This window comes from Rhodococcus sp. P4_E4 (genome assembly GCF_056401575.1).
Genome location: NZ_JBFUJB010000001.1, coordinates 512972 through 526296, shown reverse-complemented (window position 1 = coordinate 526296; position 13325 = coordinate 512972). Strand labels below are relative to the sequence as shown.

General features: G+C 63.3%; 12 protein-coding genes. 4 read left to right on the top strand and 8 right to left on the bottom strand.

Features of this window, described 5'->3' with window-relative positions:
- Nucleotides 1–122 precede the first annotated feature (122 nt).
- Genes AC1DVN_RS02550 through AC1DVN_RS02540 form a run of 3 tightly spaced genes read left to right on the top strand, consistent with a single transcriptional unit; the run spans nucleotide 123 to nucleotide 2515 of the window.
- Nucleotides 123–1253, top strand: coding sequence for an ABC transporter permease (locus AC1DVN_RS02550; protein WP_477993386.1), 1131 nt, complete (start codon nucleotides 123–125; stop codon nucleotides 1251–1253).
- On the top strand, nucleotides 1250–1936 hold the full coding sequence (locus AC1DVN_RS02545) for an ABC transporter ATP-binding protein (RefSeq protein WP_021331951.1): 687 nt from the start codon (nucleotides 1250–1252) through the stop codon (nucleotides 1934–1936). Before AC1DVN_RS02550 ends, AC1DVN_RS02545 begins: the two co-directional genes overlap by 4 nt.
- A 27-nt stretch (nucleotides 1937–1963) precedes the next feature.
- On the top strand, nucleotides 1964–2515 hold the full coding sequence (locus tag AC1DVN_RS02540) for a TetR/AcrR family transcriptional regulator (RefSeq protein ID WP_021331952.1): 552 nt from the start codon (nucleotides 1964–1966) through the stop codon (nucleotides 2513–2515).
- 9 nt (nucleotides 2516–2524) lie between these two features.
- Here the strand turns inward: AC1DVN_RS02540 and AC1DVN_RS02535 are convergent, their stop codons facing one another.
- A complete protein-coding gene (locus AC1DVN_RS02535) occupies nucleotides 2525–2899 on the bottom strand; it encodes a nitroreductase family deazaflavin-dependent oxidoreductase (RefSeq protein ID WP_477993327.1) in 375 nt (124 codons plus the stop codon).
- A 110-nt stretch (nucleotides 2900–3009) separates the two neighbouring features.
- On the opposite strand from AC1DVN_RS02535, the gene AC1DVN_RS02530 reads away from it, so the two are divergent.
- Nucleotides 3010–3663 (top strand): TetR/AcrR family transcriptional regulator, encoded by a 654-nt coding sequence (locus AC1DVN_RS02530; RefSeq protein WP_477993325.1) that lies wholly within the window; start codon nucleotides 3010–3012, stop codon nucleotides 3661–3663.
- Here AC1DVN_RS02530 and hutG read toward each other — a convergent pair.
- The 7 genes from hutG to hutH form a co-directional block, all read right to left on the bottom strand.
- The gene (gene hutG, locus AC1DVN_RS02525; RefSeq protein WP_021331955.1) at nucleotides 3660–4628 is read right to left on the bottom strand and encodes a formimidoylglutamase; all 969 of its coding nucleotides are present in this window, start codon (nucleotides 4626–4628) and stop codon (nucleotides 3660–3662) included. The two genes, AC1DVN_RS02530 and hutG, sit on opposite strands and share 4 nt — an antisense overlap.
- A 23-nt stretch (nucleotides 4629–4651) precedes the next feature.
- Complete coding sequence (gene hutI / locus AC1DVN_RS02520) at nucleotides 4652–5842, bottom strand: imidazolonepropionase (RefSeq protein WP_029256288.1); 1191 nt, start codon at nucleotides 5840–5842, stop codon at nucleotides 4652–4654.
- Nucleotides 5843–5879: 37 nt separating this feature from the next.
- Complete coding sequence (gene hutU / locus AC1DVN_RS02515) at nucleotides 5880–7553, bottom strand: urocanate hydratase (protein WP_019745352.1); 1674 nt, start codon at nucleotides 7551–7553, stop codon at nucleotides 5880–5882.
- A 43-nt stretch (nucleotides 7554–7596) separates the two neighbouring features.
- Entirely contained in the window at nucleotides 7597–9033 is a 1437-nt protein-coding gene (locus AC1DVN_RS02510; protein ID WP_020909179.1) for a purine-cytosine permease family protein, read from the bottom strand.
- A gap of 202 nt (nucleotides 9034–9235) precedes the next feature.
- On the bottom strand, nucleotides 9236–10600 hold the full coding sequence (locus AC1DVN_RS02505; RefSeq protein ID WP_197940930.1) for an FAD-binding oxidoreductase: 1365 nt from the start codon (nucleotides 10598–10600) through the stop codon (nucleotides 9236–9238).
- Between the two features lie 16 nt (nucleotides 10601–10616).
- Entirely contained in the window at nucleotides 10617–11690 is a 1074-nt protein-coding gene (locus tag AC1DVN_RS02500) for a histidinol-phosphate transaminase (RefSeq protein WP_046379311.1), read from the bottom strand.
- Nucleotides 11687–13255 carry a histidine ammonia-lyase gene (hutH, locus tag AC1DVN_RS02495; protein ID WP_097386854.1) on the bottom strand — a complete coding sequence of 523 codons (1569 nt, stop codon included), beginning with the start codon at nucleotides 13253–13255 and terminating at the stop codon, nucleotides 11687–11689. The genes AC1DVN_RS02500 and hutH overlap by 4 nt, the downstream gene beginning before the upstream one ends.
- Nucleotides 13256–13325: the final 70 nt, after the last annotated feature.

Genomic DNA, 13325 nt, shown 5'->3' with positions numbered 1-13325 from the left:
ATGTCTACTACGAATAGTAGTAACGCACCTCACATAGTTTTTCGACGCCTTGTCGATATGATTTCGACAAGGCGTCGATAAAAGTCGGCGTGACTCGCACCGACGACTTTGGAGCTTCCCGAATGTTCCTCGCCCTGCGTGAACTGTGGTTTGCGCGAAACCGATTCCTCTTGATGGGCGCCGTGGTTGCCCTCATCTCGATCTTGATGGTGATCCTGTCCGGCCTCTCGTCCGGCCTGGTCAACGACGGTGTCTCCGCTTTGCAGCGGACGCCGATCCAGGCGTTTGCCTTCGCCCCGGACACCAAAGCCGACTCGGCGTTTTCGCGCTCGGTCGTCACCGAAGAGCAGGCGCAGGCATGGCGCATGCAACCCGATGTCCAAGACGCCGAGCTCTTCGGCAACATGATCGTCAATGCAAAAACTCGCAGTGGCACGCCTGTCGATCTCACGCTCTTCGGTATCGAACCTGGCTCCTTCCTCGAGCCCGTCACCGCCGACGGGAGGGGACTGCAAGCCGACACGGACATCATCGTCAGCTCTACCTTCCGTGATGATGGTGTTGCGATCGGTGACACGGTGATACTCGATCGACTCGGTACGGAGCTGACAGTTGTCGGATTCACCGAAGACAAGCGCACTTTCGGGCACGTAGACGTCGCCTACCTGCCCCTGCGTACCTGGCAGGAGGTTCACGCCGGTGCCAAGATCGGCGAAACCGCCAACGCCAGTGCCTATTCCGAAGCGAGTGTCGTTGCGATTCGGGGCCTGGACGATGTAGTGCCGGACCTCGTGTCGGGAGATGTGGCGGCGGGAACGTCTGCAAAGACGCTCGAGGAATCTTTCGACTCCTCACCGGGCTTCTCCGCGGAAATGATGACAATGTCGATGATCAAGGCGTTTCTGTACGCGATCTCCGCACTGGTCGTCGGCGCATTCTTCAGTATCTGGACAGTTCAGCGTGGTCGCGAACTCGCAGTGTTGCGTGCGATGGGAGCCTCCACCGGCTTTCTGCTTCGCGACGGCATGGCACAGGCACTGGTAGTGCTGCTTGGTTCCATCGGCATCGGTGTGTTGCTGGGCTTGGGGCTCGGCTCGGGACTCGAAGGCGGTGGGATGCCGTTCGCTCTGGAGTCCGGCCCTGTCGTCAACGGCGCAGTGCTCTTGGCGGTACTCGGGCTGATCGGCGCAGCCGTTTCCATCGTCCGCGTTACGCGTGTCAACCCGCTCACCGCATTGGGGGAAAACCGATGACCACAGTCGAAAAAACCACTACCGGACTGGTATTGACCGCTGTCAGTCTTCGATTCGGTGACGGTGACTCCACAGTGCTCGCCCTCGACAACGTGGACCTCGAGGTCGCGGGCGGCGAACTCGTCGCGATCGTCGGACCGTCAGGGGCTGGAAAGTCGAGCTTGCTCGCTGTGGCCGGCGGACTCGGTCGGCCGTCGAGTGGAACGATTGTCATCGACGGCGTCGACGTGTCGGCGATGCCGGCCCGTGCATTGGCCAAACTTCGACGAGACAAGGTCGGCTTCGTCTTTCAATCCGGCAATCTGATTCCAGCGCTGACGGCGCGCGATCAGCTTCGGCTGATTCCCAAGCTCACGGGGCGGCCGGGGCGCGATCCCGAGGAATTGCTCGACTCGGTCGGTATGAGCCACCGTGCGGATCGTCGACCTGGTCAACTCTCCGGCGGCGAACGACAGCGCGTCGGTATCGCTCGGGCATTGATGAGCAATCCCTCGCTACTGCTCGTCGACGAACCGACGGCTGCTCTCGACCGAAAACGTAGCCATGAGGTGGTTGAACTGCTCTCGCGCGAAACTCACGAGGCCGGCGTCGCTACGATCATGGTGACCCACGATCACGACGTGCTCGGGCACTGCGACCGCATCCTCGAAATGGTTGACGGTCGATTGCGTCAGAGCGAGTAAGCCCGCAAGGGGACTGGAGGAGATTCGGTGCCGAGGATCGATGCCCCCACTGTGGTCGAGCATCGTGCTGCTCAGCGGCGTGCCCTCCTCGACGCTGCACACGCTCTTCTGTCCGAGACCCCGGACCGGCCGCCGGGGCTCGGTGAGGTGGCAGCGAAGGCCGGGCTCGCCAGGTCGAGTGCCTACCACTACTTCCGGTCCCGAGAAGATCTCCTCAGTGCCGTCGTCGAAGACATGTTCCCGCGCTGGAACGACAAGATCGTCGAGGCGATGGCAGGCGCAGACGATCCGGTATGGGCGTACGTCGAGGCAAACCTCCAGCTGGTTGCCGACGGGGAGCATGCGATAGTCGGAGCGCTGGCGACGCTGACCCCGCAAACGTTTCGAGATTCGCGGATCATGGAAATGCACGACAGTCTTGTGCTTCCGCTTGTCGAGGCCCTTCGCCTCCGTGGCGTGTCGGACCCGAAGCTCACCGCCAAGTTGATCAACTCGCTGGTGCATACGGGTACTGAACTGATCGAATCCGGTTGCAGCATGGACGAAGTCAGGTCCGCCGTGCGTGAGGTCCTCGCGTGACGGGCAGCCTCAGGCCGTAATCAGATCCATCCGAAGGTACTCGGTGATGCGGAGCAGTCTCGGGGGTTGGGACACATCTGAGGAAAGTGCTTGAAATGCTTCGTCTTTCGTGACGAGGCGCGGGGCGCCAAGGCGCACCTCCGTCTCGTCGACCGACAGTCGAGCGCTTCCCGCTTTCAAGACGTTCTGCACCCAGTCCGAGCCTGATCCKTACACCAGAATGAAGACATAGCCACCCTCGACCGGATAGGCGTCGAGAGGTGTCCGGTAGGTCGTGCCGGATGTGCGTCCGACGTGTGTCAGTACCGGCCATTTCCCGCTCGAGATCGCACGAGGATTGAACACTCGCTTGTTGACATGTCCCCACCATCTCGGCATCGGCATTGCGGTCTCCCTTCGCGAGCGCCTTACGAACGTAAGGCTGACTTACACCTGTAAGGGTGACTTACGGATGTAAGGTTGTCAACGTATTCGTTCCTCGGAGGGGAGTCTGTGTGTCACGGCAACCGCGACAGTCGCTGAACAGGACTCGCGTGATCGAGGGTGCGATCCGCGTTGCCGACGCGGGTGGTGTCGAGGCCGTCACGATGCGACGGGTGGCCCAGGAGTTGGGCATCGAGGCGATGTCGCTCTACCACCACGTTCCCAACAAAGATGCGATTCTCGACGGCGTCGTCGATGCGGTCTTCGAGGCGATCGACCTACCCGACGGCGAGTGTGCGGATTGGCGAGATGCAATCCGTGGACGCGCCTTTTCCGCTCGCACAGTCCTGTCGCAGCACCGTTGGGCTCTCGGTTTGCTGGATTCGCGACGCAACCCTGGCTCGGCGACCCTGCGTCATCTCGACGCTGTGCTCGGAGTCCTCCGGAAGGCCGGGTTCACGCTGCCGATGGCCGCCCACGGAGCCTCGCTGATCGACAGTTACATCGGCGGATATGTTCTCCAGGAGGCGAATCTACCGATGAGCGCACCCGGCGACGTCGAAGAAGTTGCGAGTGACATCCTCGAGCACCTTCCGGCTGAAGAGTTGCCCTTCCTTCACGAGATGATCGTCGATCACGGTCTGAGTCCGGCTTACGACCACACGAGTGAGTTCGCCTACGGTCTCGATCTCATCCTCGATGCGCTGGAGGCGCGCCGATGCTAGCGCCGAACCGGCACGTGCTTGGTGACTATCCGGTGGATCAGGCGAGCAGCGGTCCGGGCAGTGCGATTGTCGATGTCGAGGCTCGGGTTCAGTTCGGCGACATCGAGAACCGCGAGCTTTCCGCTGGATGTGACTCGATCACATACGTATTGGATTGTTTCCAGACTGACGCCGTAGGCCGCGGGTGCGCTGACGCCCGGCGCCACGGCGGCGGGAAGCACGTCGAGGTCGATGGTCAGGTAGACCAGATCGACGTCGTCGAGGAAGTCTGCGAGGAACTGATCCACGACGCCTCGAGCGATCACTCCGCATTCTTCGTCGAGCAGATAGCGAACGCCAAGGCGGTGAGCCGTGTCGAACAGAGCAGTGGTGTTGCTCGGTTGGCTGATTCCGATCACGCTGTACTGATGTGAGGTGCCTGCCGCGGCTTCGTCCTCGGCGATCTGACGAAAGGGCGTGCCGGAACTGGGGATCGGGTCGCCACGAAGGTCGAAGTGCGCATCCAAGTTGAGGATTCCGAGTTTGGCTCCGGCGGTTCGCAACTCGGAGCCCGCGACGCCGAGGTATGTACCGTAGGCGATTTCGTGTCCTCCCCCGAGAACCACGGGGAAGTGTCCCGAATCGAGCGCGGCACTGACGGCGTTCCCGAGTGCGGCCTGACCGGCCTCGAGTTCTTCACCCGACACGGCAACGGTTCCCGCGTCCTGAATCTGCAGTGGTTCGGCCAGCGCCATGGAGGCCAACCCCGCTCGCAATGCGTCCGGGCCATCCGCGGCGCCGCGGCGGCCCTTGTTGCGGCGGACTCCTTCGTCGCTGGAGAATCCGATCAGAACACAGTCGCCGGGAGCTGTTTCGGCTGAATACGGTTGCACGGCATGATGCCACCGCAGATGCTCGGCAGTGGTGCCGTCGGAGCGCCCGGTCCACGGCTTGGGTTCGATGTCGACTGCGATCTGATGTGCCACGACGGCCTCCCGGTGAGTGTATTTCAGTAGCTTGTGGCGAGTGCGCCGTTTTTCCAGACCTCGCGCACCAGAGGGACGCCCGGGCGGTAGGCGAGGTGGAGGTACGACGGTGCATCGAGCGCGATGGCGTCGGCACGTGTTCCGAGAGAAAGGGTTCCGACGTCGGTGCGCTGCAGCGCCCGAGCGCCACCTGCAGTGGCTGCCCAGACTGCCTCAGCGGGCGTCATGTGCATGTCTCGCACCGCAATTGCGATGCAGAACGGAAGGCTCGTGGTGTAACAGGTACCGGGATTGCAGTCGGCGCCCAGAGCTACGGTGACTCCGGCGTCGAGCAGTGCGCGTGCGTCGGGGTACTTGTTGCGGGTGGAGAAGTCGGCGCCGGGCAACAGTGTTGCGACGGTGGAACTCTGAGCCAGGGCGTCGATGTCCTCGGCGGTGACGTACGTGACGTGGTCGACGGACGCTGCTCCCATCTCGACGGCGAGCTGAACTCCTGGCCCTTCGCCGAGCTGATTGCCGTGGACGCGGGGGATCAGTCCGGCGGCTACGCCTGCGCTCAGGACTGCATGAGCCTGTTCGCGGTTGAATGCTCCTCGCTCGCAGAAGACATCGATCCACTTTGCGTGTGGCGCACAGGCAGGGATCATCTCGTCGCACGCCATGGCGACGTAATCATCGGCGCGGCCGGCATATTCGGGTGGTGGAACATGGGCGGCCAGCAGTGTGACCTCGTCGGTGAACTGTCCGGCGATCAGTGCGCTGCGTAGTTCGCTCTCGGTGTTCTGCCCGTACCCGGTCTTGCATTCGACGGTTGTGCTGCCCGAGCGCAGGGATTCGTCGAGTAGGCGCCGAACATTGGCCTGCAATTGTTCGTCGGTGGCCGAGCGCGTCGCTTCGATGGTGTTGCGAATGCCGCCGGCGGCGTACTTCTCGCCCGCCATGCGAGCTGCGAATTCCTCGGCCCGCTCGCCACCGAACACCAGGTGCGAGTGACTCTCCACGAAACCGGGGAGCAGGGCCCGACCGCCGATATCCTGACCGATATCGGCAGCCGGGGCGTCGGCGGAATCGCCGACCCAAGCAACAACGCCGTCGTCGAAAACGATTGCCGCGTCGTGTCGTACGCCGAGCTTGCCCTCACCCAGAGTCGGGTCATTGGTGACGAGGGTTCCGATGTTGGTCAGAACTGTGGTTCGAGAACCATTCGTGGTCAATGTAATTCCTAACTCAGTGTGAGGTGGTGGAGCTGTTTCAGTTCTCGGTCATCGGGATACGGACGCCGCGCGTGGCCGCCGTGTCGATGGCGTGGTCGTATCCTGCATCCGCATGCCGGATGACGCCCATCCCGGGATCGTTGGTGAGAACCGCTTCGAGCTTCTTGGCTGCGAGTTCGGTGCCGTCGGCGATGCACACCTGTCCCGCGTGGATGGAGCGTCCCATACCGACGCCGCCGCCTTGGTGAAGTGAAACCCACGAAGCGCCGGACGCGGTGTTGACCAGGGCGTTGAGCAGCGGCCAGTCGGCGATCGCGTCGGACCCGTCGATCATCGATTCGGTTTCGCGGTACGGCGAGGCGACCGATCCCGAGTCGAGGTGATCGCGGCCGATGGCGATCGGCGCGGACAGTTCGCCCGAGGCGACCATCTCGTTGAACTTGAGGCCCGCGAGGTGGCGCTCACCGTATCCGAGCCAGCAGATGCGGGCCGGAAGGCCCTCGAAGGCAACCTTTTCGCCTGCCATGGTGATCCAGCGACGCAGGTGCTCGTTCTCGGGGAAGAGTTCGAGGATGGCCTTGTCGGTGGCCTCGATGTCCTTGGGATCACCGGAGAGAGCTGCCCAGCGGAAGGGGCCGAGACCTTCTTCGAAGAGCGGGCGGATGTAGGCCGGAACGAATCCGGGGAAGTCGAAAGCGCGGTCGTAGCCGGCCTTGCGGGCCTCGTCACGGATGGAGTTGCCGTAGTCGAACACCTCGGCGCCGGCGTCCATGAATCCGACCATGGCCTTGACGTGCGCGGCCATCGCGTTGCGGGAATCTTCGGTGAACTTCTGCGGATCCTTCTCCGACATGATCTTCATGTCGGGGAAGTCGATCCCGATCGGCAGGTAGGCGAGGGGATCGTGCGCCGAGGTCTGGTCGGTCACGATGTCGATGGGGGCCTTCATCTCCAGTAGCGCCGGGAAGATCTCTGCCGCATTGCCTTCGAGGCCGATGGAGAGCGGCTTCTTGGCGTCGCGTGCCGCTGTCGCCAGTTCGAGCGCGTGCTCGATGCTGTCGGCCTTGGTGTCGAGGTACTTGTGGGCGATACGACGGTCGATGCGGGTGATGTCGCAGTCGACGCAGATCGCGACGCCGTCGTTCATGGTGACGGCGAGAGGCTGGGCGCCGCCCATTCCGCCGAGACCTGCAGTGAGCGTGATCGTTCCGGCGAGCGATCCGTTGTAGCGCTTCTTCGCAATGGCGCCGAAGGTCTCGTAGGTGCCCTGCAGGATTCCCTGGGTGCCGATGTAAATCCAGGAGCCTGCGGTCATCTGGCCGTACATGGTCAGGCCGAGGTCTTCGAGACGGCGGAACTCTTCCCAGTTCGCCCAGTCACCGACGAGGTTGGAGTTGGCGATCAGCACTCGCGGTGCCCACTCGTTGGTGCGGAAGACACCGACCGGCTTGCCGGACTGCACGAGCATGGTCTCGTCGTTCTTCAGCGTCTTCAGCGTGGCGACCATGGCGTCGAATGCCGCCCAACTACGTGCTGCGCGACCGGTTCCGCCGTAGACGACGAGGCTGTCCGGGTGCTCGGCAACATCGGGGTCGAGGTTGTTCATGAGCATGCGCAGGGCGCCCTCCTGCTGCCAACCGAGCGTCGTGAGCTCGGGGCCGCGGGGAGCACGGACGGGGCGCGGCTCGTGGCCGGGGGTGCTGATTTCCATGGTGTTCTCCTTGCTTAACTGAAGTTCGAAAGATGTTGGGGGATCAGACGCGAGAGTCGGTCATCGCGGTGTGATCGGGGTAGATCATCGACGAAGGTGGATTGCTGGTGCGCTTGGCGAGCGGGTAGTAGATCAGCCCGGTGAACACGATGCCGACGATCCAGGAGATGTCGGCGCCGCCGAGCATGTCCGTCACGGGGCCGGTGTACATCTTCTGGGCGAGGAACGGGATCTGGGCGAGAACGCCGGCGGCGTAGCAAGCCAATGCGGTGAAGTTCCATGCTCCGTATCGACCGTTGACGTCGTAGAGCGCCGGAATGTCGATGCGCTCCTTGGAGATCAGGTAGTAGTCGATCAGATTGATCGCACTCCACGGCGTGAACACCATCAGCAACACCAGGACGAAGTTCTTGAAGTTGTCCAGGAAGTCGGCGCTGGCGGCGATGGCGATCAACACCGAGACAGCGGTGAAACCGAGAATGTAGAGGGTACGGGCGGTGCTCGAGATTCGTGACTGGCCGTTGAAGGCTGTGACGGTGGTCAGGATCGACATGAATCCGCCGTACGCGTTGAGCACGTTCACCGTCAGCTTGCCGACCAGGATGACGAAGTAGATCAGGAAGGCGATGGCAGCGGGTCCGGCGAGATCTCCCATGAAGCCGACCTGGTTACCCAGGAACGCGTCGCCGGCGCAGGCCGCGACGAGGGCGCCGAAGGTCATGGACCACTGTGATCCGATGACGCTACCGAGGAACGTCGACCAGAAGGTAGTGCTCTCGGAGGTGCTGCGCGGCAGGTAACGCGAGTAGTCGGCGACGTACGGGCCGAACGTGAGCTGCCAACCGGCGCCCAGCGAGATCGCGAGCAGGAAGGTGACGATGTCGAAGCCCTTGATACCGACGTACGAGGCGACGTCGTACTCGAGGAACAGTCGAACGGCCAGGTATGAGAATCCGACGATGCCCACGACGGTGGCGATCCTGCCGACGATGTGGATCAGCTTGTAGCCGGTGACCGCGACGAATGCGGTGAGGAGACCGAAGACGACGATGCCGACGGTGGGGCTGTCGATGTGCAGGATCTTGTTGACGGCTTGGCCGGCCAACACGGTGCCGGTGGCAGCGAAGCCGAGGTACATCAGGATGACGAGAACTAGCGGTACGACGGCTCCCTTGACGCCGAACTGGGCGCGACTCGAGATCATCTGGGGGAGGCCCATGCGCGGGCCCTGTGCGGAGTGAAGCGCCATGACAGCGCCACCGAAGATGTTGCCGATCAGAAGTCCGACGATTGCCCAGATGGCGTCCGCGCCGAATACGACGGCGAGAGCACCGTCGACGATTGCCGTGATCTGCATGTTGGCGCCGAACCAGAGAGTGAACTGGCTGCGCGGGGTGCCGTGTCGTTCTGCATCCGGGACGACGTCGATAGTGCGTCGTTCCGGGGTGAGGATGACCTCGGCCGGTCCATCGTGAGTCATAGGCCTGTCTTTCTGCTGCGAGCCCGTCGAGCGACGGAATCGACGTCGGGGTATTGCCCACCTTCTTCGTGCTTGGTGCTTTGCGCCTGGTGCTCTGTGCGCTGGGTCACTGTCACTGCGGATAAATGTATATGCCTGTATATACAGGCGTCAATACCTGAAACCCGATTTCGCGTAAATGCTGTGTAACACCGCTCGAGAATCAGAAACCCTTACCAGGGTTGAGGATTCCGAGTGGATCGAACGCGGCCTTGATCGATCGGTGCAGTTGCATGCTGTCCTCACCGAGCTCGAGAGAGAGCCAGCGACGCTTCAGAACGCCGACGCCGTGCTCTCCGGTCAGAGTTCCGCCGAGTTCGAGAGCACGCCGGAAGACCTCGTCCGCGGCGGTCCACACGGCTTCGGGGGCCGAGCCGTCGGCAGTGCGGTCGAAGACGAAGGTCGGATGGACGTTGCCGTCACCCGCGTGCGCGACGGTCATGATCTTGACCGAGTGCTCGGCGGCCGCCCGGTCGATACTTTCGAGCATGTCGGGCAGTTTCGACCGCGGGACCCCGACGTCTTCCACCAGACATTGCCCGAGTCGTTCGGATGCCGGATAGGCGAGTCGGCGAATCTCGAGTAGCTGTGCGGCTTCTGCTGCGTCCTGTGAGACGGCGACAAAATCGGCGCCAGCCCTCTCGAAGTGTTTCTGCATCGCCGCGGCTGCTGCGTCGGCGTCGACCCCATCGGCCTGTGCGATCAGCATCGCGGCGGTGTTGTCTTCCAACCCGATTCGTTTCCAGTCGTCGACTGCGCGAAGGGTTGCTCGATCGATCAGCTCCAGCAGGCTCGGCCCGATTCCGTCGCGAACGACCGCGGCAACCGCGTCCGCTGCGGAGCGGAGAGAATCGAAACTGCCGACGACGGTGACCGGTGCTCTCTTGGGCTTGGGCTGCAACTTGAGCGTGGCACTCGTGACGACTCCGAGTGTTCCTTCCGAACCGACGAGAAGACTGGTCAAGTCGTATCCCGCAACACCTTTGACGGTCCTTCGGCCTGTCCGCACGATCCGACCGTCGGCGAGCACAACCTCGAGACCCAGGACTGAATCGCGGGTGACGCCGTACTTCACGCAACGCAGTCCACCGGCGTTGGTGGCGATGTTTCCGCCGATCGTGGAGATCTCGAAGCTGCTCGGATCGGGGGCGTACATCAGCCCGTGCTCGTCTGCTGCTCGGCTGATGTCAGCGTTGATCACCCCGGCTTCCACGACAGCCAGCTGATCGTCCGGATTGACCTCGAGAATCGAGCGCATGCGAGTGGTCGAGATGACCAGGCAGCCCTCGACGGCTGCCCCGCCACCCGCCAAACCGGTTCCCGCACCGCGGGTTACCACCGGGACACGGTGAGCAGTAGCCCATTTCAGAGCCTCGGAAATGTCGGCCGCAGTTTCAGCGAGCATGACGGCTGCCGGATGGCCGGGTTCGGCGAGATGGGCCTCGTCGCGACGGTACGAGTCCATTACCGCCGGGTCGGTGATCAGGCGACTCGAACCGATCGACCGAGCGAGTTCGTGGACGGACATTCTTTTCTCCAGTCGGTCAAAGGTTGTGTGCGAGAGCGTCCACAGCCGCGATCACGGCGTCTTCTGCGGCCCGCTCGCCGACGGTGACCCGCACTCCCTCGCCGGGGAACATCCGGACCGAGACACCCTGGGCGACGCAAGCCGCTTCTAGTGCAGAAGCTCTCTCGCCGAGAGGGATCCAGACGAAGTTCGCTCCGCTGGGGACGGACTCGACGCCGCGCACAGCGAGTTGCTCACGTAGGTGAGCGCGACCCGCGGTTACCGTTTCGACTATCGAATCGGTGTGCGCCGGATCGGTCAACGCTGCGCAGGCCGCGGCCTCGGCAACGGCGCTGAGCCCGAAGGGCGGTGCCGCGCTGGAAAGATCCGCTGCGATCGCCGGATTGGTGATGGCATAGCCGGCACGAAGGCCGGCCAATCCGTAAGCCTTGGAGAAGGTTCGGAATACGACGATGTTGGGAAAGGCTCGAAGCAGGTCGACGCCGTCGACATCGCTGGTCGCGAACTCCCGGTAAGCCTCGTCCAGAAGGATGAGGACGTCACCCGGGATCGAGCGGGCGAACGAGACGAACTCGGCGGTCGAGAACTCGCTTCCGGTCGGATTGTTGGGGTTGCAGACGAGTACCGCGCGGGTCTGCGGAGTCACGGCTGCCGCCATTGCACTCAGATCGTGCCGGTGTTCGGAATCGAGTGCGACGGGTACACCGCTCGCCCCGGCGATTCCGATCAGTATCGGGTACGCCTCGTAGCTGCGCCACGGGTAGACGACTTCGGTGCCCGGGCCCGTGTATGCGGTCAGTACCTGCTGGAGCAGTGCCAACGACCCGGCGCCGACCAATACCTGGTCGTCGCCGACACCCAGGCGGTCGCTCAACCGGGCGATCAGCGTGTCGCCGAACAGCGACGGATACAAGTGCGAGTGTGAGGCCGCGAGATTGACGGCCTCGAGAATTGCCGCCGAGGGTGCAACCGTCGACTCGTTGCTCGACGCCCGCCACCGAACCTGCTCGAGGCCGGCGGCTTTGGAGTACCGAGGGAGTGCTTCGATTTCGGGTCGGGGGCGAGGCCGCAGCGCTCCGGGCGCGCTCATGCCAGGGCGCCGATCGCGTTCTCCGCGGCCGCAACGAGTGCACCCGATGCCGCCAAGTCCACCGCGGCCTCGATCTCGGGGGACAGGAAGCGATCGGTGCCCGGCCCCTGCACCTTCTCGCGGAGGGCCCGAAGGACGGCTCCGGTGGCTGGTGAGGGTTCGAGTGGGGAGCGCAAATCGATTCCTCGTGCTGCAGTGAGTATCTCGATCGCGAGAACGCGGGTGAGACCGTCGATGGACCGGCGGAGCTTACGTGCACCCGACCATCCCATGGAGACGTGATCTTCCTGCATGGCCGAGGAGGGAATCGAATCGACGCTGGCGGGGCTTGCGAGTCGCTTGAGTTCGGACACGACGGCAGCTTGTGTGTACTGCGCGATCATCAGTCCGCTGTCGACTCCGGGGTCGTCGGCAAGGAAGGGAGTCAGACCGTGGTTGCGTGCTACGTCGAGGAAGCGGTCGGTGCGGCGTTCGCTGATCCCCGCGACATCCGCGGTCACGATGGCGAGGAAGTCCAAGACGTAGGCCACGGGAGCTCCGTGGAAGTTTCCGTTGGATCGAACCCGTCCGTCGAGGGTGACAACGGGATTGTCGACAGCACTGGCCAATTCGCGCCCGGCGACGAGGCGGGCGTGATCGACGGTGTCGCGTGCGCCGCCGGCGACCTGCGGTGCGCACCGCAGTGAGTACGCGTCTTGAACCCTGGTGCAGTCAGGGCCCGCATGGCTGGCGACGATCGGGGAATCGGCAAGCAGACGCACCATGTTCGACGCGGCCGCGCCCTGGCCGGGGTGGGGGCGAAGCGTTTGGAGGTCCGCGGCGAACACCTGATCGGTGCCGAGCAAGCCCTCGACGCTCATGGAGGCAGCGATGTCGGCCAACTTGAGCAGATGATCGAGATCGGTGATCGCAAGGGCCAGTTGGCCGAGCATCCCGTCGGTACCGTTGATCAGTGCGAGGCCTTCTTTCTCGGCCAGAACCACCGGTTCGAGGCCATGGGCAGCCAATGCTGTTGCCGCATCGGTGAGTTCACCGTCGGCGGTGCGGACGGAACCTTCGCCGATGATTGCCATCGCCACATGAGCCAGTGGTGCCAGATCTCCCGAGCATCCGAGGCTGCCGTATTCGTGCACCACCGGGGTGATGCCTGCGGTGAGTAGGTCGGCGTACGCCTGTGCGACCACGGGGCGCACTCCGGTCCTTCCGGTGGCGAGCGTCGACAGGCGCAGAAGCATCAAGGCCCGGATCACTTCGCGTTCGACTTCCGGTCCCGAACCTGCCGCGTGTGAGCGGATCAGGCTGCGCTGCAACTGCGTCCGCAGATGCGCCGGAATGTGCCGGGTGGCAAGTGCGCCGAATCCGGTGGAAACCCCGTAGACCGGCGTGGGATCTGCGGCCAGGGCCTCGATGCGTGCACGACTTTCGGCGATCGCGGTCAGTGATTCCGCGGTCAATGCGACGCCGTAACCGTTGCGCGCGACGTCGACGACGTCGGCGATGGTGACAGCCCCGATTCCGACCTCAATGGTTCGGGTGGCTGTATGGGTGGCAGGGGTGGCGTTCATGGGACTCCAATGATGATGCGGTGGTGATTCAGCAAGTCTTGTATACGAGACTCTAGTCTTGAATATGAGA

Coding starts and splice junctions, on each gene's coding strand:
- AC1DVN_RS02510 (WP_020909179.1), bottom strand. CDS start 9,033: ATGACTCACGATGGACCGGCCGAGGTCATCCTCACCCCGGAACGACGC.
- hutH (WP_097386854.1), bottom strand. CDS start 13,255: ATGAACGCCACCCCTGCCACCCATACAGCCACCCGAACCATTGAGGTC.
- AC1DVN_RS02505 (WP_197940930.1), bottom strand. CDS start 10,600: ATGTCCGTCCACGAACTCGCTCGGTCGATCGGTTCGAGTCGCCTGATC.
- AC1DVN_RS02550 (WP_477993386.1), top strand. CDS start 123: ATGTTCCTCGCCCTGCGTGAACTGTGGTTTGCGCGAAACCGATTCCTC.
- AC1DVN_RS02545 (WP_021331951.1), top strand. CDS start 1,250: ATGACCACAGTCGAAAAAACCACTACCGGACTGGTATTGACCGCTGTC.
- hutU (WP_019745352.1), bottom strand. CDS start 7,553: ATGGAAATCAGCACCCCCGGCCACGAGCCGCGCCCCGTCCGTGCTCCC.
- AC1DVN_RS02500 (WP_046379311.1), bottom strand. CDS start 11,690: ATGAGCGCGCCCGGAGCGCTGCGGCCTCGCCCCCGACCCGAAATCGAA.